We start from the raw sequence: 20,560 nt of genomic DNA, 5'->3' as shown, positions 1-20,560 counted from the left end.
GCGGTTCGATCAGCAGCATCCGGCCGACGCTCGCGGACTGTGTGCTTCCCTCCCCCTTTGAGGGAAGGTGCCCGGAAGGCGGATGAGGGCGCTTTTGAATGCTTTCCTGTAGAGCCCCAACCCTCACCCGACGCGCTTTGCGCGTCGACCTCTCCCGGAGTGAGAGGTGCCCAGGTTCTGCAGCATGCAGACGCCGGACTGGCCTCATGCATCAGGGCGCCCAGGCGCCCGCGAGTCCCGCGGCCCCGACAGCGCAGCTGTCAGTACGGCAACACATCCACCGGCGTGCCGCTCGCGTAATCGCGCGGTCCCGCATCGAGCACGATCAGCGCGTCCGAATCCGCAGCGGCCTGCATGCGGTGCGAACCGTCCGCGGGATTCGGCTCGACCCACGAGATCCCGTCGTCGTCGATCCACCAGCGGCCGCGCAGCAGTTCGAGGCGTTCGTGGGTCTTGGTCCAGTCCGACGCCAGTCGCGCGCGGCGCAATGCTCGCGGCGCCCTGCCCTGCAGACCGTCGACGAGACGACGCCCGAGCGCGAGCCAGGTCGCGAGTACCGACACCGGATTGCCCGGCAGGCACAGGAACAGCGCGGGACCGAGCGTGTCGCCTTCGGCCAGCAGCAGCGGCATGCCGGGTTTCATCATGACCTTCCACACCCGCACGCGGCCTCGGCGCTGCAGCAGCTCGGGCAGCAGATCCTTCTCGCCGGCAGACACGCCGCCGCAGGTCAGCACGAGGTCGAAGGCTTCGCCGGCATGGCGCAGCGCGGACGTCACCTGTGCAGCGTCGTCGGGCAGCGTCGGAAACGCGACCGGTTCCAGACCTTCGGCGCGCAACAGCGCCATCAGCTGGTCGCGGTTGGAGTTGTAGATCTGCCCGGGACCGAGCGACATGCCGGGCTCGACGAGTTCGTCGCCGGTGGCGAACACCGCGACGGTCGGACGACGCACGACGTCGAGCTGCGCGAGCCCTTGCGAGGCAGCGAGACCGATGCGCGCCGGCGTCAGCATGTCGCCTGCCTGCAGCAACAGATCGCCGATATTCGAATCCTCACCGGCGCGGCGCACGTGCTGGCCGAGGCGCGGTGCGATGCGCACGACGACGTCCTCGCCATCGAGGTCGGTGTTCTCCTTCATCACCACCGTGTCGGCGCCAGCCGGCAGCGGCGCGCCGGTGGTGATGCGCACGCAGCTGCCCGCCTCGACCGTCAGTGCTGCATCGGGGCCGGCGAACTGCTCGCCGGTGAGGCGCAACCGCGTCGTCGCGCCATCAGTCGCGAGATCGGCATGACGCAGCGCGAAGCCGTCCATCGCAGAGTTGTCGAACGGCGGCTGCGGCAGCGTCGCGACGACATCGCGCGCCAGCACATGGCCATGCGCGCGCGACAGCGAGACCGTCTGCGGCTGCAGACGACGCTCGGCTGCGACGGCATCGACGATCGCGCAGGCCTCGACGAAGGACACGCGGAACGGGAATGTGGGCTCAGTCATGGGTGACTCCGGCCCGGACCAGATCGTCGGGCGTGTTGAGGTTGCCGAAGCGCACCTGCGCGAAGCGCAGCGTGCACATGCCGAGTGCGCGCTGCAGACCGCGCACGGAGAAGTCGTCGCCGGTCAACGCGCCGGCAGCGGCCACGCGCAATGCGGCCACCGGCCACAGCGCGACCAGGGGCTGCAGCCCGTCGTCGTCCTCCGCGCTCGCGCCGGTGTCGCCGGCTGCATCGACCAGTCGCGCCAGCACCGACGCATCGACGTGCAGCGCATCCACCGGCAGCGTGAACAGCCACGGCGTCGTGGTCGCCGCTGCGAGCGCGTCGAGACCGGACAACGGACCAGTGTCGGGATGTCGGTCGGGGATTGCCTCGATGCGCGCGTGCGCGTAACGCGGCAGGTCGCAATTCGCACTGACCAGCACGCGCGACGCATGCGCGGCGAAACGCTCGCGGAGTCGTTCGACCTGCGACACGCCATCGCGCAGCAGCCAGGCCTTGTCCAGGCCGCCCAGCCGCGTCGCGCGGCCGCCAGCCAGCAGGCCGACGGTCAGCGTGTCGCGGAACGGCGACGGGATCACTTGCGCTTGACGTGCCGGATCAGCCGCTTCTTCTTCGCCAGCTGGCGGTCATTGAGCACATTCTTCTTGTCCTTGTAGGGGTTGTCGCCCTCGCGGAACAGGAAGCGCACCGGCGTGCCGACCAGCTTGAAGCGCTTGCGGAAGAAATTCTCCAGGTAGCGCTTGTAGCTGTCGGGCAGCGTCCGCAGACGGTTGCCGTGGACGATGATCGTCGGCGGATTCTCGCCGCCCGGATGCGCATAGCGCAGCTTCGGCGCGTGGCCGCGCACGACCGGCGGCGGATTGGTCTCGTAGGCGATCTCGAGCGCCTTGGTGACTTCCGAGGTGCCGAACTTGTAGTTGGCCGACGCATGCGCACGGTGGATCGCCTGGAACAGTTCGCGCAGGCCCGAGCCGTGCTTGGCACTGATGCGCACCGCTTCGGCCCAGGGCACGAATGCCAGCTTGCGCGACAGCAGCGCTTCGGTCTGATCGCGCTGGTAGTCGGTGAGGCCGTCCCACTTGTTGACCGCGACGACGAGCGCGCGGCCCGAATCGAGCACCGCACCCAGCACGCTGGCGTCCTGGTCGGTCACGCCTTCGCTGGCGTCGATCATCACCACCGACACCTGCGAATGCTCGATCGCCTGCAGCGTCTTGATGATGGAGAACGTCTCGACCGCCTCGTCCACCTTCGACTTGCGACGGATGCCGGCAGTGTCGACCAGACGGTACTTGCGACCGTCGCGTTCCAGATCGACCTCGATCGAATCGCGCGTCGTACCGGCGACCTCGGAGGCGATCATCCGCTCCTCACCGAGGATGCGGTTGACCAGCGTCGACTTGCCCACATTCGGGCGGCCGACGAAAGTCACGCGGACGCGTTCGGGATCGCTGTCGAGCTGTTCGGACTGGCCCACTTCCGGCAGCTTTTCGAGAATCTCGTCGACCAGCTCGTCGATGCCGTGGCGGTGCGCCGACGAGATCGCGTGCGTGTCGGAGAACCCGTAGCGCGAGAAGTCGGCCTCGGCTGCGCGCGCATCGAGTCCGTCGGTCTTGTTGATGACCAGGAACGTGGGTTTGTCGATCTTGCGCAGCCAGCGCAGGATCTCGTCGTCGAGCGCCGAGGCGCCTTCGCGGCCATCGACGACGAACAGCACGAGATCGGCTTCGGCCGCGGCGGCGCGCGACTGCTTCGCGGTCGGTCCGGCGAGGCCTTCGTGTTCGAGATGGATGTTCTCGCCGGCGATGCCGCCGGTGTCGACCAGCGCGAACGGCACGTCGGGATTGAGCCGGCACACGCCGTAATGACGGTCACGGGTCACGCCCGGCTCGTCATGGACGAGCGCGTCGCGGGTGCGGGTCAGCGCGTTGAACAGCGTCGATTTGCCGACGTTGGGGCGGCCCACGAGGGCGACGAGGGGAAGCATGGGGCGGATTCCGTTCGAATGGGTCTTGCGTGTCGCGCGGGCATGGCCCGGAAGCACACGGCCCCGGGCAGGTGGCTGCCCGGGGCCGTCATTGTCGCACTTGCGGCAGGACAGGGCGTGTCATCGATCCCCGCGCATGTCGCGTTGGGGTCTGGAGCGGCGTCAGGTGGTGTCGCGCGGCGCAGTGCCTGACTGGCCGTCAGGTCAAGACGCGCGGTGCCGGCTGGCGCCGCTCCAGGCCCAACCCGGAGGGCCGCTCCTGCGCGCGCCCGGGCCGGCTTCATCGCTCGGGCGTGGACGGACGTCCACTTCCTCGCTCTTCCTTGCCCCGGACACGCGCAGAAGCGGCGCGACGTGTGCGGGGATTGATGACACGCCCTACTGCGCCAAGCGCCAGGCGGTCACGTTGCCGTCGACGTTCTGGACCACCAGCACACCGTCGGCGACGACCAGCGCGCCGCGGATCGGGTCACGGCCGGCGCGCTCGCGGGCGACGAATTCGCCGTCGTCGAGACGCATCCAGTGCAGATAGCCGTCGAGGTCACCGACCACGGCGTAGTCGCCCTGGATCGCCGCGCCGGTCAGGTTGCGACGCGCGAGCGCCGGCTGCTGCCACGCGGCGGTGCCGCTGAACTTGTCGAGCGCCCAGACGGTGCCGTTGGAATCGGTCACGACCACGCGCTGCGGCGACAGACCCGGACGGTTCGCACCACCGTGCTCGCTGACCCACAGCGGACGGCCGCTCGGGCCTTCCAGCGCCATCGTGCGGTGACGATAGCTGCTGGCGAACAGCACGGCGTCATCGAGCACCGGGGTGCCGTCGACGTCGGACATGCGCTCGAGTTCGGTGCGACCGTCGGGCTGGGCCACGGCCTGCTCCCATAGCGTGCGACCGTCGGACAGCGACAGCGCGGCGATGGTGCCGTCGTCGTTGCCGACGAACACGAAGCCAGGGCCGAGCACCGGCGCGTCGTTGCCGCGCACGGTCAGCGACGGCAGCTCGCGCACCCAGAACCAGCGACGCTCGCCGCTGGCGACGTCGAACGCGGTCACGCGGCCGTCGTTGGAACGCACCAGCACGACGCCCTGCCCGATCGCGGGCGCAGCGATGACTTCGTTGGAGACCTTGGCGGTCCAGCGCTCCGCGCCGGTGGCCGCATCGAGCGCGACCACTTCGCCGTCGAGGCTGCCAGCCACGACCAGGCCCTCACCGACGCCGGGGCCGCCGCTCAGGCGCAGGTCCGAGTCGTAGCGCCACACCGAGGCACCGGTCTGCAGATCGAACGCGCGCACGCCGCCCTTGATCGCGGCGAGATAGACGCGGCCATCGGCGACGGCCGGCGACTGGCGCACGCCCAGGCGGTCTTCGCCCTTGCCTGCGTTGGCCGACCACAAACGCGACACGCTCAGCGTTTCGGTGATGTCGGTCAGCGGCGCGGGCTCGGACAGCGCCTTGGCGTTGGCCTTCTCGCTGTTGCCGAACCAGCCGCGCACGGTGCTGCAGCCGGTCACGGTCATCACGCAGAGCGCGATCGCGGCGATGCGCACGAGGCGGTTCGGCGCATGGGAAGACGCGCCACGCGCGGTCTGGTGGGTCATCAGGATTCAACCTCGGGTTCGTCCGGCGTGCCGCCGACTTCGGAAAGCTTGAGTTCGACGAGACCACGCTGTTGCGCGGCGCTGTCGAGCTTGCGCAAGGCCTGCGCGTAATCCGCGCGGGCCTGTTCGTTCTGCTTGAGCGCGAAATGCGCGTCGCCGCGGGCTTCGAGCGACACCGCATCATCGGCATCGGCGAGCAGCTTGACCGCGTCTTCGCCGCGGCCGGCATCGGTCAGCAGACGCGCGAGACGCTGCTTCACCACCGCAGCCACGCCGGGCTCGGTACCCTTGACGGATTCGAGCGTTGCGATCGCGGCATCGCGATCGCCCTTGTCGACCTGCGCCTTGGCCAGCTGCAACGCGGCCAGTTCGCTGTACGCGGTATCCGGCAGGCCGGCCACGGTCTGCGAGGCCTTGTCGAACTCGCCCGAGCGGATGTCCAGCAGCGCGGTCTGGTAGGCCGAATGCTGTTCGACCGCCTGCGTATGCGTGCGGTTCTTCCAGTACTGCCAGCCACCGATGAGCGCGGCGCCGACCACCAGGCCACCCACCAGTCCCAGAGCGTTGTCGCGAAGCCAGGCCTTGACCCGCTCCCCCTGCTCGCGTTCGTCCAGCAACTCGTCAATCGCCATATGGTCTCTACGCCCGCTGTCGAAGGCGGGTCAAACGGATGAAAGAAGGATCGCGGGACCCCGCATCGATGCGGTGGTCCGGAACCCGGCGCGGTCGCCCGGAATTACTCGGAAGCCGGCGCCAGCGCGCCGTCGGAGGATACCGTAAAGCGTGCCACGTTGGCCCGCTGGAACCGGGACAGATCCTGAACGTCGCCGCCGCTCGATACTTCGACTGCGGTGGCATTGCCGAGCTTGACGCGGCTGACGGTGCCCGCCTCGAAGCGGCGTTCCTGGCCGGCCTGCACGAGTGCCTGCTCGACCTGCGCGCCATCAGAACCGATTACCTCGATCCAGCTGTCGCCGCTGAAGCGCATCACGAGACCTGCGCCTGCCTGTGCATCGAATTCGGTCGCGGCGGGCACAGCCGGCGCACGCTTGGGCAACGCGCCGAGCGAAGCGGTGACCGGCGTCGGACGCGCAGGACGCGAGGCTTCGGCGGGCGTCTGGATATTACCGTCCAGACCAAGCGAGGCAGTCTCGACCGGCCGGCTGTTGTCGACATGCGAACGCGTCGCCACCCAGACCGGCACCGCGATCAGCGCGGTGATCACCACGTACACCGCGCGTCCCATGGCCTTGTCGAGCATGCGCTGCATCGGCGGGGTGTAGGTACGCGGGGTGAGTTCAGGCGGACGCACATTGGCGTCGGACACACCGTCGGCCAGCGATTCGGGCAGTTTGAGCAGGCGCAGGTAGCTGCGCAGCTGGCCACGGATGAACACCGGCGCGCCGAGGCGGGCCCAGTCCTCGGCTTCGAGCGCGTCGATGACCCGCAGCTGCATGCGCAGCCGGGTGGCCACATCGGCGACCGTCAGCCCGGCCTCCATGCGCGCATCGCGCAGACGTTCTCCGACCCCAGGCGAAGTCGCTGGCATGGTCTGGTTCGAAGAACTCATGGTGGACTCGTTTCCCTTGGCTGTAGGTTCGGAGCAGACGGAAACTCCGCCCGCAAGCGTCGCTGGTATCGGTCGGCGGCCCCTGTGTCGCCGAGCGCGGTCTCGATCTGCACCGCAAGTTGCAATGCTGCCGTAGTTGCGGGGGCGGCGGCAAGCCGTCGTTGCGAAAAAGCACGCGCATCGAAGTAACGATGCTCGGAGATCAGGTAGCGCGACATCGCATCGAGGGCGACGACGTTCTCCGGATCGAGCTCCAGCGACGCGCGCAGGTCGCGTTCGACCCGCGCCGTATCGCCTGCGCTCATCGCACAGGCGCCGGCATTGGCGAGCGCGCCGGACGGATCGCCATAGGCCGGATCGCGCACTGCAGCGTCGAAATACGCCAGCGCGTCGGTCGCCCGGCCGTTGCGGCACAGCCAGGTGCCGTAGTTGTTGAGGTAGGCGCCCTGGTCGGGCGCGCGTTCGGCCGCGGCTTTGTAGTAGCCACCGGCCTGGGCACTGCGGCCGCGGCGGTCTTCGATCACCGCGAGCAGCGTATTGGCGTCGGCCGCCGTGCCCTCACCCTTCAACGCGTCCCGGGCGGCCTTGGCAGCGGCGTCGAAATTGCCGGCTTCGAACTCGCGCGACGCGAGCCCCAGCTGGCCGCGCGCCGCCTCACCGCGACGGAACTCCGCATTGCCGCGGGTCTCGTAGGTGCGCTGATCCGGGCGGAAATTGCTCTTGCCGCTGGGTTTGACGAAATCGAGGCGTGAACAGCCGGCCACTGCCAGCAGGAGAACGACGAAAACGGCAGCCTCAGGCAGCCGCATCGACACCTGGACCGCCCTGCGCTTCGAGACGCTTGAGATGTTCGGCCTGGCGACGCGTGCGATCGGCAACCTGGCCCTTGAGCTGGCCGCAGGCCGCGTCGATGTCGTCCCCGCGGGTGCGGCGCACCGGTGCGATGCGGCCCGATTCATTGAGCAGCTTCTGGAACCGGCGGATCGTCGCGTCGTCCGGGCGCTCGTAGCGCGTGCCCGGGAACGGGTTGAACGGGATCAGATTGACCTTCGCCGCGTCCTTCATCTGCAGACGATTGTCGAAATCGCGCATCAGACGGGCCAGTTCGCGTGCGTGCTGCGGCTGGTCGTTGACGTCCTTCATCAGCGTGTATTCGAAGGTGATCGACTCGCCACGCTTGCGCTGCGCGTAGCGCGCGCAAGCTTCCATCAGCTCGGCAATCGGGTACTTCTTGTTCAGCGGCACCAGCTCGGTGCGCAGCGCGTCGTTGGCCGCGTGCAGCGACACCGCCAGCGACACGTCGCTGACTTCGCCCAGCTTGTCGATCATCGGCACCATGCCGGCGGTCGACAGCGTGACGCGCTTGTTCGCCAGGCCGTAACCCAGGTCGTCGCGCATGATGCTCATCGCGCGGACGACGTTGTCGAAATTCATCAGCGGTTCGCCCATGCCCATCATCACGACATTGGTCAGGCGGCGCTGCTTGTGCGGCACGTTGCCAAGATGCCTGGCCGCCACCCAGACCTGACCGATGATCTCGGCGGTCGACAGGTTGCGGTTGAAGCCCTGGGTCGCGGTGGAACAGAACTGGCAATTGAGCGCGCAGCCGACCTGCGAGGACACGCACAGCGTGCCGCGCGACTTGTCGGGGATGTAGACGGTCTCGATCGCGTTCTTGCCGTCCATCGCCAGCAGCCACTTGTGGGTGCCGTCGGTGGAAGGCTTCTCGAACTGGATCTGCGGCACGAGGACTTCGGCATGCGCCTCGAGCTTGGCGCGCAGCGCCTTGCCCAGGTCGGTCATCTCATTGAAGTCGGTGACGTACCGGTGGTGGATCCACTTCATGATCTGGTGGGCACGAAAGCGCTTTTCGCCGAGAGTCTCGGCGAAAAAGCGCTCCATACCCTCGCGGTCGAGGTCGAGCAGGTTCTGCTTGGCGACGGTGGCGTCGATGGCGACCTCGGTCACGATGGCATCACTCAGCGGGAAACGACTTCGTCGTTCTTGAAGAAGTACGCGATCTCGGTCTGCGCATTCTCGACCGAATCCGAACCGTGGGCAGCGTTGGCGTCGATGGAGTCGGCGAAGTCGGCGCGGATCGTGCCCGGCGCGGCGTCCTTCGGGTTGGTGGCGCCCAGCAGGTCGCGGTGCGCGGCCACGGCGTTCTCGCCTTCCAGGGCCTGGATCATCACCGGGCCGGAGGTCATGAACTCGACCAGCGCGCCGAAGAACGGACGCTCCTTGTGCACGGCGTAGAAGCCTTCGGCCTCTTCACGGGTCAGCTGCTTGTACTTGGCGGCCACGATCTTCAGGCCGGCCTTTTCGAAGCGGGAATAGATCTCGCCGATGACGTTCTTGGCAACGGCATCGGGCTTGACGATGGAAAGAGTGCGCTCGAGCGCCATCTGGTGTTCTCCGGTCTGGAATGGGGCCGTCCACTCCGGAACGGCCGAGTCTACATGGAAAAACCCGCGCCGAAACGCGGGTTTAGCCAACATGGCTGCGGCAATTCTAACGTATCCGCTGCAACTGCGTCGGCCGCGGGCGGGTCGCCGGTCATTGACGCGTCAGGCGCTTGGCCCCCAGAATCCAAACAAGCGTTTGATCGAGCACCCGTCGTCATGGCCAGCACCGCCCAGTTCTCCACCAAGGACAAGATCCTCGGCGCCGCCGAAGAACTGTTCGCGACCCACGGGTTCGCGGGCACGTCGCTGCGCCAGGTCACCAGCCGGGCGGATGTGAACATCGCCGCGGTGAACTACCACTTCGGCAGCAAGGAGAACCTCGTCAACGAGGTGTTCCGCCGCCGGATGGACCAGATGAGCGCGCAGCGGCTCGCCCAGCTCAAGCGCGCATTGGCCGAACAGCCCGGCGAGATCGAGCCGATCATCGCAGCCTTCGTCGAGCCCGCGCTGGACATGGCCAGTGGCCGCGCCGGCAGCGGGGCCTTCGTCCGGGTCATTGCCCGGGCGTATGTGGAAAAGAACGACGCCCTGCGCAAGTTCCTCTCCGAGCAGTACGGGCATGTGCCGCGCGAGTTCGCAGGCGCCCTCGCCGTCTGCCTGCCGGATCTCGGCAAGGCCGAGCTCTACGGTCGCCTCGATTTTCTCGCCGGCGCGCTGACGTATGCGATGGCCGATTTCGGCCTGATCAAGCGTCCGCCGGGCACCACCGAACATGCGCACCGCACCCGGATCGCCGGCGAGCTGATCCGCTTCGCCGCAGCCGGGTTCCGCGCCTGACCACCAGCCTGGCTCACGCCGGGTTTCTTTTTGAAACAAAGGGATGGAGCAAATGTCTGAGAAACTGCTTGTACGTCGCGCCGCGGTTCTGGGTGCGGGTGTCATGGGCGCGCAGATCGCCGCGCACCTGACCAACGCCGGGATCGACACGGTCCTGTTCGACCTGCCGGCCAAGGAGGGCGACAAGGACGGCGTGGTGCGCAAGGCGCTCGCGAACCTGGCCAAGCTGAGCCCGGCCCCGCTGAGCAGCAAGTCGCTGGCCGAGGCCATCGTCCCCGCGAACTACGAAACCGGCCTGGCCGAACTCGAAAGCTGCGACCTGATCATCGAGGCGATCGCCGAGAAGATGGACTGGAAGCAGGACCTCTACCGCAAGATCGCCCCGCACGTGCCGGCGCACGCGGTGTTGGCCAGCAACACGTCGGGCCTTGGAATCAATGCCTTGGCGGATGTTCTTCCCGAAGAACTGCGCCATCGTTTCTGCGGCGTCCACTTCTTCAACCCGCCGCGCTATATGCATCTGGCGGAACTGATTCCGGCGAAGACCACCGACAGGTCAGTGCTCGAAGGCCTCGAAGCCTTCCTGACCACCCAGCTCGGCAAGGGCGTGGTCTATGCCAAGGACACCCCGAACTTCATCGGCAACCGGATCGGCGTGTTCTCGATCCTGTCGACGATCCACCACACCCAGGAGTCGAAGCTCGGCTTCGACGAGGTCGATGCGCTGACCGGTCCCCTGCTCGGCCGTCCGAAGTCGGCGACCTATCGGACCTCGGACGTCGTCGGCCTGGACACGATGTCGCACGTCATCAAGACCATGGCCGATACGCTGCCCGAGGATCCCTGGCACGCGTACTTCGCCTCGCCCAAGTGGCTGACCGCGTTGATCGAGAAAGGCGCGCTGGGCCAGAAGACCGGCGCCGGCATCTTCCGCAAGGCCGGCAAGGACATTCTGGTCCTCGATCTGGAGAAGCAGGACTACCGCGCCTCCGATCGCAAGGCGGCCGATGAGGTCGTCGCGATCCTCAAGACCAAGGACCCGGCCGAGCGCATGGCCCAGCTGCGCGCCAGCGAACATCCGCAGGCCCAATTCGTCTGGTCGATCCTGCGTGACCTGTTCCACTACAGCGCCGTGCATCTGGAAGACATCGCAGAGACCGCGCGCGACGTCGACCTGGCGATCCGCTGGGGCTACGGCTGGCAGCAGGGTCCGTTCGAGCTGTGGCAGGCCGCGGGCTGGAAGCAGGTCGCCGACTGGATCGCCGAGGACATCATTGCCGGCAAGACCATGAGCAGCGCGCCGCTGCCCGACTGGGTGTTCGACGGCCGCGAGGGCGTACACGCCGCCGAGGGCAGCTACAGCCCGTCCAGGAACGCCAAGCTGCCGCGCTCCTCGCTGCCGGTGTATCGCCGCCAGCGCTTCCCCGATCCGCTGCTGGGTGAGCGCTTCGAGCAGGGCGAGACCGTCTACGAGAACGACGGCATCCGCCTGTGGACGGACGGCGACGACATCGGCGTGATCAGCTTCAAGACCAAGATGCACACGGTCTCCGACCACGTGCTCGATGGCATCCAGGAAGCGATCGGCATCGCCGAGCGCAAGTTCAAGGGTGTGGTGATCTGGCAGCCGAAGGAGCCGTTCTCGGCCGGTGCCGATCTCGCCGGCGCGCTGGGCCTGCTGCAGGCCGGCAAGGTCGACGCGTTCGAGGCGATGGTCGAGAACTTCCAGAAGACCAGCCAGCGCATCAAGTACTCGCTGGTGCCCGTGGTCGCAGCCGTACGCGGTCTGGCGCTGGGCGGTGGCTGCGAGTTCCAGATGCACAGCGCGCGTACCGTCGCGCATCTCGAAAGCTACATCGGTCTGGTCGAGGCCGGCGTCGGCCTGCTGCCGGCCGGTGGCGGCCTGAAGGAACTGGCGGTGCGTGCGTCCGAGGCCGCGGGTCCGAACGGCGACGTGTTCGCCGAGCTGAAGAAGACCTTCGAGACCATCGCGATGGCCAAGGTGTCGAACTCGGCGGTCAACGCGAAGGAACTCGGCCTGCTGCGCGCCGACGACATCGTGACCTTCAACGCGTTCGAGCTGCTGCACGTCGCGCGCCAGCAGGCATCGGCGCTGGCCGAAGCCGGCTATCGCCCGCCGCTGCCCGCACGTGCGATCCGCGTCGCCGGCGACGTCGGCATCGCCACGTTCAAGATGCTGCTGGTGAACATGCTCGAAGGCCGTTTCGTCAGCGAATACGACTACGAGATCGCCGAGCGCATCGCCACCGTGCTGTGCGGCGGCGACGTGGACCGCAACGCGATCGTCGACGAGGACTGGCTGATCCGCCTGGAGCGCAAGCACTTCGTCGAGCTCGCCCAGCAGGAAAAGACCCAAGCGCGCATCGGCCACATGCTCAAGACCGGCAAGCCGCTGAGGAACTAGTGAGACAGGTCAGGCGCGCAGCGCGCGCAAGACGTCAGTGAGCGCCACTGACTCCCTCACTCTCTTACCTACTTACGAGACAACGCCATGAGCAAGCAGATCCAGGACGCCTACATCGTCGCCGCCACCCGCACCCCGGTGGGCAAGGCGCCGAAGGGCGTGTTCCGCAACACCCGTCCCGACGACATGCTCGCGCACGTGCTCAAAGCCGTCGTCGCGCAGGCGCCGGGCATCGACGTCAATCGCATCGACGACGCCGTGATCGGCTGTGCGATGCCGGAAGGCGAGCAAGGCATGAACGTGGCGCGCATCGGCGTGCTGCTGGCCGGCCTGCCCGACACCGTCGCCGCGCAAACCATCAACCGCTTCTGCTCGTCCGGCCTGCAGGCCGTCGCGCTGGCAGCGAACGAGATCCGTCTCGGCAACGCCGACCTGATGCTTGCCGGCGGCACCGAGTCGATGTCGATGGTGCCGATGATGGGCAACAAGGTCGCGCTGAGCCCGAGCGTGTTCAAGGATGACCACGTCGCGATCGCCTACGGCATGGGCATCACCGCCGAGAAGGTCGCCGAGGAATGGAAGGTCTCGCGCGAGGACCAGGACGCGTTCGCCCTCGCCTCGCACCAGAAGGCGATCGCCGCGATCCAGGCCGGCGAGTTCAAGGACGAGATCAGCCCGTACGAAATCGTCTCCCACCAGCCCGACCTCGCCGGCAATGCCGTGCGTCTGCGCAAGCTGCTGGTCGACACCGATGAAGGTCCGCGTCAGGACTCGTCGATCGAAGGCCTGACCAAGCTGCGCCCCGTCTTCCGCAACGGCCAGTTCGGCGGCTCGGTGACGGCCGGCAACAGCTCGCAGATGAGCGATGGCGCCGCAGGCATCCTGCTCGCCTCCGGCCGCGCGGTGCAGGACTACGGTCTGAAGCCGCTGGCGCGGTTCGTCAGCTTCGCCGTCGCCGGCGTGCGTCCTGAGGTCATGGGCATCGGCCCGATCGCGGCGATTCCGAAGGCGCTGGCGCAGGCCGGGCTCACGCTCGACGACATCGACTGGATCGAACTCAACGAAGCCTTCGCCGCGCAGGCGCTGGCGGTAATCCGCGACAGCAAGCTCGACCCATCCAAGGTCAATCCGCTGGGCGGCGCGATCGCGCTGGGCCATCCGCTGGGCGCGACCGGTGCGATCCGCACCGCGACCATCGTCCACGGCATGCGTCGTCGCAAGAACCGCTACGGCCTGGTGACGATGTGTATCGGCACCGGCATGGGCGCGGCAGGTGTGATAGAAGCGCTCTGACGCCGATCGGGTGGCCCGGTCACCGGGTCGCCATCCGCATCACAAAAAAGCCCCGGCACTGCCGGGGCTTTTTCCTGGAGCTCGCCGCTGCTTACGACTGCAGCGGAATCACGCGGATCTCGACGCGGCGGTTCAGGGCGCGGCCCTGATCCGTGCTGTTGTCCGCAATCGGACGCGTCTTGCCGAAGCCGACGATCTCGAAGCGCTGGCGTAGCAGGCCCTGACCCATGAGGTAATTACCCACCGAGTCGGCGCGCTGCTGGGACAGACGCTGGTTGACCGCGTCGGTACCGACGCTGTCGGTGTGACCGGAGATCTCGACGATCGTCTGGTCGTACTCGGCGAGCGTGCGCGCGACGTTATTGAGCGCCGGGTAGAACTGCGACTTGAGATCGGCCTTGCCGAAGTCGAAGGTCACGCCGTCAGGCAGGTTGAGCTTGATTACGTCGCCATCGCGGTCGACCTGGATGCCGGTGCCCTGGGTCTGACGACGCAGTTCGGCTTCCTGACGATCCTGATAGACGCCGACCGCACCGCCGGCGAGGCCGCCGACACCGGCGCCGACCATCGCGCGCTGACGACGCTCGGTCGCGTCGCCACCGCTGAGCAGGCCGGCAACCGCGCCGATGCCCGCGCCGATCAGTGCGTTGTTACGGGTCCGGTTCGCGTCGTCCGGCGCGTTGGTCTGGCCGGTGTAGGTGGCGCAGCTGGAAAGCAGCAGGGTGCTGGCGAGCGCGGTGGTGAGGCCTGCAGTGGTGAGTCTGCGCATGGTGTCGGTCTCCTGGTATCCGGTGCGGGCGAAGGTGCCCGGAACGTTGAATTCGGAGCCGAACTTAGCGTGTTCAGAATGCACGCGGGGTGACGGGGAATGCGTCTGGACGGACATCGTTCAGCACGGATACCCATGCAGCGCGCCGTCAGTCGAGCATCGCCTCCGCCGCCTGCGCATCGAGTGCCTGCGACCAGTCGCCCATCATCGCCAGATACAACAGCGTGTCGAACTCGCGCCGGAAGTGAGCGATCGCGGCATCGGGATCGGGCACCAGACGCGCATCGGCGACGAGGCCGAAATGCACGCGGTTGTCGTAGCTCAGGATCGACAGGCCGATGCCGATCGACCCGGTCTGCGGCACCCAGAACATCATCTCGCGCAGCGCGCAGCCGGCGAGATACAGCGGTTGCTGCGGGCCGGGCACATTGGTCGCCACTGCAGAGGCCTTGCGGCTGAAGAGATCGAGCGCGATGCCCTGCGCCGATTGCGGCGCCATGCCGAGCGCGGCCAGCAGACCGTAGGCGACGATCGCCTGGCGGGAATCCTTGAGTTCGCGCATGCAGTTCGCCACGCGTTCCAGGCGGCGCGCGGGATTCGCTTCGCCGACCGGCAGATCGAGAAACACCAGCCCGAAATGATTGCCGAGCTTCTTCGCGTGCTCCAGCGGGCGCAGATTCACCGGCACCGTCGCGCGCAGCGTCATGCCATCAGGATCGGCGCCGCGTTCGCGCATGTAGCCACGCAGCGCGCCGGCAGCCGCGGCCATCAGCACGTCGTTGACGGTGCAGTCGAACGCGCGGCCCACCGCTTTGACTTCGTCCAGGCACAGCGGCTCGGCCCAGGCGACGCGCTTGCTGACACCAAGCTCGCCGCGCAGCAGCGACGGCGGATCGTCCGACAGCGACAGCGCGTACAGCAGCTCGCGGGCGATCTCCCCGCCTTCGCGCGCCAGCATGTTGGCCAGGGTCGGATCGCGGTACATCGCCATGCCGCGATCGAGCACCTGCCCACCGAGCTTTTTGTAACGGGCGACCGCGCCGACGCGTCGCTCCACACCGGCGCCATCGGCCTTGAGCCAGGCCTGCGGCAGGGTCTGCGCCGGCTGCGGAAGGCGCTCGGTATCGGTCAGCGACAGCAGCACCTGCACCAGCGCGATGCCGTCGGCATAGCAGTGATGGATGCGCGCGACCAGCGCCGAACCGCCGGCGTAGTCCTCGACCAGATGGAATTGCCAGCGCGGCTTGCCGGGATCGAGCGGCGTCGAGGCGAGTTCGCCGGTGAACGCTTCGAGCGCGCGTTTTTCCTCGAGCGCGCTGCTGCCGGCGATCCGGCCCGGCAAGGCCGCACGCCGCACATGCCAGTCGAGATCGAAGTGCGCATCCTCGATCCAGGTCGCGCCGGTCGTGGCGTCGACGGCCTTCTGCCGGAACCGCGCGTAGGCGAGAAAGCGTTCGTCGACCAGCGCGCGCAGGGCGTCTACCGACATCCGCTCGGTGAACACCAGCACGGCGGTGATCATCATCGGATTGGTCGGCCGCTCCATGCGCAGCCATGCGGTGTCGACCCGCGTCATCGGCTGGCGGCGCAGGCGCCTGCGGCGTGATGGTGCGGCGGTCTCGGCCATCTCCCCTCCCAAGAAGTCAGCCATCCGAGTGGATCACGCGACCGCGGCAGGGTCAACGCGCGTCAGCGCGAGGCCTGGTAGGCAGCCAGTGCGGCCTCGCGGCCGGCAGCCAGATCGACGATCGGCGCAGAGGGATAATCGGGCGCGACAGACTTGAGCAGATCCGGATCGGTCCACGGACTGAAGCGCAGCGGCACCGGCAGGCCGGCGAGTTCGGGCACCCAGCGCGCGATGTAGCTGCCGTCGGGATCGAACTTCTGCGCCTGCGTGACCGGGTTGAACACGCGGAAATACGGCGAGGCGTCCGCGCCGGTGCCGCCGATCCATTGCCAGCCCAGGGTGTTGTTGGCGAGATCCGCATCGACCAGCGTGTCCCAGAACCAGCGCGCGCCTTCGTGCCAGTGGATGCGCATGTGCTTGCACAACCAGCTGCCGACGATCATGCGCACGCGGTTGTGCATCCAGCCGACGTGCCAGAGCTCGCGCAGGCCGGCGTCGACGATCGGCACACCGGTACGCCCACGCTTCCAGGCATCGAGCGCGGCCGGTTCGACACGCGCCCACGGGAACCGCTCGAAGCGCGGATTGAAGTTCTGCTCCGGCGTCTTCGGAAAATGGTGCAGCAGGTGGTGGGCGAACTCGCGCCAGCCCAACTCGCGCACGTAGGCGTCGATGTCGGGCGCGGTGGACGCATTGCGCTCACCCTCGAGCGCGGCGACCACGCGCCAGGGCGCGATCTCGCCGAAATGCAGGTGCGGCGACAGGCGCGAGGTGCCGGCCTGATCGGGGCGATCGCGACTTGCGCGGTAACCGCGCAGTGCGCCGTCGATGAAGACCTCCAGCGCCTCGTGCGCGCCCGCCTCGCCCGGTTCCCAGAACGTCCAGAAGCCGGCGTCCCAGTCCAGCGTCGGTGCCAGCTGCAGATCGTCGAGCGCGACGCCCGACGGCCCGGTGTCCACGGCGGGCAGTGTGCGCGGCGCATCCCAAGTGTCGGGCAGATTCAGTTCGGTCAGCGCCTTGCGCCAGAACGGGGTGAACACCTTGTATGCCCCCTCCTGCCCGGTCTGCAACGACCAGGGCTCGAGCATCAGCGCACCGTTGTGGCTTTCGGCGCGCACGCCGGATTCGCGCAGGTCGCGCTTGATCCCGGTGTCACGCGTTTCGATCGCCGGGTCGTAGCGCCGGTTCCAGAACACGGCCTCGGCCTCGCAGGTGTCGACCAGCGTCTCGAGCGTGGCGTGGCTGGGGCCATGGAACAGGCGCAGTTGGCTGCCGCGCTTGCGCAGCTCGGCGTCCAGCGCGGCCAGCGAGCGATGACGCCAGGCGTTCGAAGCAGCGCCCGGGGCCCAGTCGCCCTCTTCGTCGGGCGCGTGGATGTACACGCAGACCGGCGCGAAGCCCGCGTCCAGTGCGGCGCGCAGGGCTGGATTGTCATCGAGTCTCAGTTCGTTCCGGAACCAGACGATCGCGTTTGCCACAGCGCCTCTCCCCTTGCGCCGAACCGCGGCGGACATTCTCTGAATAGGCGTGAGGATCGTGAGAAACCGGTGTCTTGTAAACCTCAGCGAACGTGGAAGTGGGCGATCGCCGGACAGCGCGGGCTTTGTCCTCGAAGCGGATCGGTCACAATGTCGGGCTTGCGAACGCGTGTCCGCGTCTGAGAGCCGACTCCCCCGTGACTGCCAACAAGTTCCCCCTCGAAGCCAGCCCGGCCGACGCCCAGCGCGCGATCGCCGAAGAGTTCGCCTTTTTCGGCGACTGGTCCGAGCGCTACCAGTACCTGATCGATCTGGGCCGCAAGCTGCCCGAATTCTCCGATGCGCTGAAGACCGAAGAACACCGCCTGCACGGCTGCCAGTCGATGGTCTGGATCGTCGCCTCCGGTGACGCCGAGCGCCTCGACTTCGCCGCCGCCAGCGATTCGGCAATCGTCTCCGGCCTGATCTATCTCGCCTTGCGCGTCTACGGTGGCCGCAGCGCACGCGAGATCGTCGACACCGATGCCGAGTACATCGGCGACATCGGGCTGGCGAAGCATCTGTCACCGACCCGCAACAACGGTCTGGCCGCCCTGCTCGCCTTCATCCGCGACCGCGCGCAGCGCGCGCTGGCGTGAGCACCGCGCCGCCGCCGGAGCCCGACGAACCCGGCGTTTCCGATTCCAGTCGCGCGGCGCCGCTGCGCAACCGCAATTTCCGCGCCCTGCTGGGCTACCGCATCTTCACGATCCTGTCGTACCAGATCGTCGCGGTCACGGCCGGCTGGCACATCTACGCCGAAACCGGCAATCCGTGGATGCTCGGCCTCATCGGCCTGGCGGAAGTACTGCCCTACTTCTGCGTCGCGCCGTTCGCCGGCTATCTGGTCGACCATCTGCCGCGGCGCAAGCTCGGCATGGCGGCCGCCGCGGGTCTGGCGATCACGCCGCTGCTGCTGGCGCTGCTGACCTCGGGCCTGATCGACGGCAGCATCTGGTTGCTGTACCTGCCGATCATGCTGACCGGCATGGTCCGCGCGTTTCTCGGCCCGGTTTACAACGCCCTGTTCGCCCGCGTGCTGCCGCGCGACCAGTTCGTGCGCGGTGCGAGCCTGGGCAGCATCGTGTTCCAGAGCGCGATGGTGATCGGCCCGGCGATCGGCGGCCTGCTGATCAAGCCGCTCGGCATTCCCGGCGTGTTCCTGCTGGCATCGATCCTCGCGCTGGTGGTGATCGTCTTCCTCGGCCGCATGGGTGTCACCGAGCCGCCGCAACTGCTGCAGCGCGAGCCGGTGTTCGCCAGCATCGCCGAGGGCGCGCGCTTCGTGTTCGGCCACCAGATCCTGCTCGCGGCATTGGCGCTGGACATGTTCGCGGTGCTGTTCGGCGGCGCGATCTCGCTGGCGCCGGCTTTCATCCACGACATCCTCGCCTACGGGCCGGAAGGCCTGGGCATTCTGCGCAGCGCGCCGGCGCTGGGCTCGGTCGCAATGGGGATCTGGCTGGCACGCAATCCGATCCAGCGCAATGCGGGCCGCTTCCTGCTGTGCGCGGTCGCCGGCTTTGGTCTGTGCATGGTCGGCTTCGGCCTGTCGACCGCATTCTGGCTGTCGGCGTTCTTCCTGCTGCTGTCGGGCATGTGCGACGGCGTGTCGGTGGTGATGCGCTCGACGATCATGCAACTGTCGACGCCCGACCACATGCGCGGCCGGGTGTCGTCGATCAACGGCCTGTTCGTCGGTTCGTCGAACGAGATCGGCGCGTTCTACATGGGCTCGATGGCACGCCTGCTGGGCCTGGTGCCGGCGGTGGTGATCGGCGGCTTCGTGACGATGGGCGTGGTCGCGACAACCGCGATCAAGGCACCGAGGCTGCGCCGGCTGGATCTGCGCGACCTGCAGTGATCCGGTGCCGCGCACGGGCGCGGATACGAAGAAGCCCGCTTGCGCGGGCTTCTTTTGACACCGGGACGACGACGATCAGTCGCCCATCTGCTTCTGCATGTGCTCCCAGCGTTCCTGCTCGTCGATCGTACGCTCGGCGGTCAGACGTGCTTCGAGACGGTCGAGACCGATCTCTTCGCCCGAATCCACGCTGTAGCCGTACTCGCCCTCGTCGACGCGCTTGAGCGTGCTGTCGATCTTGCCGATCAGCTTGCGGTAGCGGTCACGGGTACGCAGTTCGAGCGAGTTCTCGGTTTCGCGGGTGGCACGTTCGGCTTCGTCGCCGACGTCACGCACTTCGTCCTTGAGATTCTCGATCGTCTGCTTGGATTCTTCGACCAGATCCGCACGCCAGTTCTGCAGGCGCTGGCGGAAGTACTCGAGCTGCAACGCACTCATGTACTCCTCGTCGGCGCCGGGCTTGTAGCCCTGCGGAAGAATGGGACGACCTGTTTCTGCATCGGTCTTGTACTGCACGACCTTCACCTTTGTTCTTGGCGCCGGCTCTTGCTGGCGCGCAACGCCCGCGACGGCGACTTTGCCGACCGGACGTGGACGCTTCGTGGGAGTGGATGCCGGCACCGGCTTCGGCGCGGCGGCTTTCGCCGGAGCGGGAGCCTTCTTCGGGGCCTCCGTCTTCGGGGCGGCAGCGGACTTGTCGGCGATCGACTTGGCCGGTGCTGCCTTCTTCGCGACGGGCTTGGTCACCGCTGCGGGAGCAGCGGCCTTCGGCTTCGTCACAGGCGGGGTGGCCGCGGCTTTCGCCGGGGCTGCCTTCGCCGTTTTCTTCGCAGGCGCGCCCTTCGCAGGCATGCTCTTGGCAGCCGCCTTCACCGGCGCTGCCTTGGGCGGCGCTGGCTTCTTCGCGGGTGCCTTGACCGGCGCCTTCTTCGCAGCTGGCTTGGCGGGCGCGGCCTTGGCGACAGGCTTCTTCGGGGCCGGTGCCTTCTTGGCGGGTGGCTTGGTGACGGGGGCAGCCTTCTTCCCGACGGCTGCCTTCGCGGCGGGCTTTGCGGCCTTCTTGACGGCCTTCTTTGCGGGTTTCTTGACTGCCACGTGCTGCGATCCTTGTCATTCCCTTGGGCGGGGAAGCGGCGTGTTATACCCTGCATGCCCCTGCAGCAGCAACCGTC

General features: G+C 67.6%; 18 protein-coding genes. 5 read left to right on the top strand and 13 right to left on the bottom strand.

What is annotated here, in order from left to right; all coding sequences use genetic code 11:
* Positions 1–260: 260 nt before the first annotated feature.
* The 9 genes from LU699_RS17385 to ndk form a co-directional block, all read right to left on the bottom strand.
* Positions 261–1,493 carry a molybdopterin molybdotransferase MoeA gene (locus tag LU699_RS17385; protein WP_232135354.1) on the bottom strand — a complete coding sequence of 411 codons (1,233 nt, stop codon included), beginning with the start codon at positions 1,491–1,493 and terminating at the stop codon, positions 261–263.
* A complete protein-coding gene (gene mobA, locus LU699_RS17380; RefSeq protein WP_232135356.1) occupies positions 1,486–2,073 on the bottom strand; it encodes a molybdenum cofactor guanylyltransferase in 588 nt (195 codons plus the stop codon). Before mobA ends, LU699_RS17385 begins: the two co-directional genes overlap by 8 nt.
* Positions 2,070–3,482, bottom strand: a complete 1,413-nt coding sequence (gene der / locus LU699_RS17375) for a ribosome biogenesis GTPase Der (RefSeq protein ID WP_232135358.1) — start codon at positions 3,480–3,482, stop codon at positions 2,070–2,072. The genes mobA and der overlap by 4 nt, the downstream gene beginning before the upstream one ends.
* A 378-nt stretch (positions 3,483–3,860) precedes the next feature.
* Positions 3,861–5,081, bottom strand: coding sequence for an outer membrane protein assembly factor BamB (gene bamB / locus LU699_RS17370; protein WP_232135360.1), 1,221 nt, complete (start codon positions 5,079–5,081; stop codon positions 3,861–3,863).
* The gene (locus LU699_RS17365) at positions 5,081–5,713 is read right to left on the bottom strand and encodes a YfgM family protein (protein WP_232135362.1); all 633 of its coding nucleotides are present in this window, start codon (positions 5,711–5,713) and stop codon (positions 5,081–5,083) included. Before LU699_RS17365 ends, bamB begins: the two co-directional genes overlap by 1 nt.
* Positions 5,714–5,817: 104 nt before the next feature.
* Complete coding sequence (locus tag LU699_RS17360; RefSeq protein WP_232135365.1) at positions 5,818–6,651, bottom strand: helix-turn-helix domain-containing protein; 834 nt, start codon at positions 6,649–6,651, stop codon at positions 5,818–5,820.
* Entirely contained in the window at positions 6,648–7,460 is an 813-nt protein-coding gene (gene pilW, locus LU699_RS17355; RefSeq protein WP_232135367.1) for a type IV pilus biogenesis/stability protein PilW, read from the bottom strand. Before pilW ends, LU699_RS17360 begins: the two co-directional genes overlap by 4 nt.
* Positions 7,447–8,622, bottom strand: a complete 1,176-nt coding sequence (gene rlmN / locus LU699_RS17350) for a dual-specificity RNA methyltransferase RlmN (RefSeq protein ID WP_484497421.1) — start codon at positions 8,620–8,622, stop codon at positions 7,447–7,449. Before rlmN ends, pilW begins: the two co-directional genes overlap by 14 nt.
* Positions 8,623–8,630: 8 nt before the next feature.
* Positions 8,631–9,056: a nucleoside-diphosphate kinase gene (gene ndk / locus LU699_RS17345; protein WP_133392641.1), complete on the bottom strand. Its 426-nt coding sequence runs from the start codon at positions 9,054–9,056 to the stop codon at positions 8,631–8,633.
* A gap of 216 nt (positions 9,057–9,272) precedes the next feature.
* Here ndk and LU699_RS17340 point away from each other — a divergent pair, with 216 nt between their 5' ends.
* The 3 genes from LU699_RS17340 to LU699_RS17330 all read left to right on the top strand — a co-directional run bounded on the left by LU699_RS17340 (position 9,273) and on the right by LU699_RS17330 (position 13,611).
* Complete coding sequence (locus LU699_RS17340) at positions 9,273–9,893, top strand: TetR/AcrR family transcriptional regulator (RefSeq protein ID WP_232115468.1); 621 nt, start codon at positions 9,273–9,275, stop codon at positions 9,891–9,893.
* Positions 9,894–9,945: 52 nt separating this feature from the next.
* Positions 9,946–12,318: a 3-hydroxyacyl-CoA dehydrogenase/enoyl-CoA hydratase family protein gene (locus LU699_RS17335; protein ID WP_232135369.1), complete on the top strand. Its 2,373-nt coding sequence runs from the start codon at positions 9,946–9,948 to the stop codon at positions 12,316–12,318.
* 87 nt (positions 12,319–12,405) lie between these two features.
* Positions 12,406–13,611, top strand: a complete 1,206-nt coding sequence (locus LU699_RS17330) for an acetyl-CoA C-acyltransferase (RefSeq protein ID WP_232135371.1) — start codon at positions 12,406–12,408, stop codon at positions 13,609–13,611.
* A gap of 91 nt (positions 13,612–13,702) precedes the next feature.
* On the opposite strand, the gene LU699_RS17325 is transcribed toward LU699_RS17330, so the two are convergent.
* The 3 genes from LU699_RS17325 to LU699_RS17315 form a co-directional block, all read right to left on the bottom strand.
* Positions 13,703–14,380 (bottom strand): YiaD family glycine zipper/OmpA-like lipoprotein, encoded by a 678-nt coding sequence (locus LU699_RS17325; RefSeq protein ID WP_232135372.1) that lies wholly within the window; start codon positions 14,378–14,380, stop codon positions 13,703–13,705.
* Positions 14,381–14,528: 148 nt separating this feature from the next.
* On the bottom strand, positions 14,529–16,007 hold the full coding sequence (locus LU699_RS17320; RefSeq protein ID WP_232135374.1) for a WS/DGAT/MGAT family O-acyltransferase: 1,479 nt from the start codon (positions 16,005–16,007) through the stop codon (positions 14,529–14,531).
* A 62-nt stretch (positions 16,008–16,069) separates the two neighbouring features.
* Positions 16,070–17,485, bottom strand: a complete 1,416-nt coding sequence (locus LU699_RS17315; RefSeq protein WP_232135376.1) for a cryptochrome/photolyase family protein — start codon at positions 17,483–17,485, stop codon at positions 16,070–16,072.
* Positions 17,486–17,682: 197 nt separating this feature from the next.
* Here LU699_RS17315 and LU699_RS17310 point away from each other — a divergent pair, with 197 nt between their 5' ends.
* Together LU699_RS17310 and LU699_RS17305 are read left to right on the top strand one after the other, a co-directional pair.
* Complete coding sequence (locus LU699_RS17310; protein ID WP_232135378.1) at positions 17,683–18,123, top strand: SufE family protein; 441 nt, start codon at positions 17,683–17,685, stop codon at positions 18,121–18,123.
* A complete protein-coding gene (locus LU699_RS17305) occupies positions 18,120–19,388 on the top strand; it encodes an MFS transporter (RefSeq protein ID WP_269781304.1) in 1,269 nt (422 codons plus the stop codon). Before LU699_RS17310 ends, LU699_RS17305 begins: the two co-directional genes overlap by 4 nt.
* A gap of 75 nt (positions 19,389–19,463) precedes the next feature.
* Here LU699_RS17305 and dksA read toward each other — a convergent pair whose 3' ends face one another.
* On the bottom strand, positions 19,464–20,483 hold the full coding sequence (gene dksA / locus LU699_RS17300) for an RNA polymerase-binding protein DksA (RefSeq protein WP_232135379.1): 1,020 nt from the start codon (positions 20,481–20,483) through the stop codon (positions 19,464–19,466).
* Between the last annotated feature and the right edge of the window lie 77 nt (positions 20,484–20,560).

Source organism: Luteimonas fraxinea (assembly GCF_021233355.1).
Classification (GTDB): domain Bacteria; phylum Pseudomonadota; class Gammaproteobacteria; order Xanthomonadales; family Xanthomonadaceae; genus Luteimonas; species Luteimonas fraxinea.
This window is presented reverse-complemented; position numbering and strand designations above follow the sequence as displayed.

Bases quoted from the DNA above. Each gene is read 5' to 3' on its own strand.
- LU699_RS17385 (WP_232135354.1), bottom strand. From the start codon at position 1,493: ATGACTGAGCCCACATTCCCGTTCCGCGTGTCCTTCGTCGAGGCCTGC.
- der (WP_232135358.1), bottom strand. From the start codon at position 3,482: ATGCTTCCCCTCGTCGCCCTCGTGGGCCGCCCCAACGTCGGCAAATCG.
- bamB (WP_232135360.1), bottom strand. From the start codon at position 5,081: ATGACCCACCAGACCGCGCGTGGCGCGTCTTCCCATGCGCCGAACCGC.
- LU699_RS17365 (WP_232135362.1), bottom strand. From the start codon at position 5,713: ATGGCGATTGACGAGTTGCTGGACGAACGCGAGCAGGGGGAGCGGGTC.
- LU699_RS17360 (WP_232135365.1), bottom strand. From the start codon at position 6,651: ATGAGTTCTTCGAACCAGACCATGCCAGCGACTTCGCCTGGGGTCGGA.
- pilW (WP_232135367.1), bottom strand. From the start codon at position 7,460: ATGCGGCTGCCTGAGGCTGCCGTTTTCGTCGTTCTCCTGCTGGCAGTG.
- ndk (WP_133392641.1), bottom strand. From the start codon at position 9,056: ATGGCGCTCGAGCGCACTCTTTCCATCGTCAAGCCCGATGCCGTTGCC.
- LU699_RS17340 (WP_232115468.1), top strand. From the start codon at position 9,273: ATGGCCAGCACCGCCCAGTTCTCCACCAAGGACAAGATCCTCGGCGCC.
- LU699_RS17335 (WP_232135369.1), top strand. From the start codon at position 9,946: ATGTCTGAGAAACTGCTTGTACGTCGCGCCGCGGTTCTGGGTGCGGGT.
- LU699_RS17330 (WP_232135371.1), top strand. From the start codon at position 12,406: ATGAGCAAGCAGATCCAGGACGCCTACATCGTCGCCGCCACCCGCACC.
- LU699_RS17325 (WP_232135372.1), bottom strand. From the start codon at position 14,380: ATGCGCAGACTCACCACTGCAGGCCTCACCACCGCGCTCGCCAGCACC.
- LU699_RS17320 (WP_232135374.1), bottom strand. From the start codon at position 16,007: ATGGCCGAGACCGCCGCACCATCACGCCGCAGGCGCCTGCGCCGCCAG.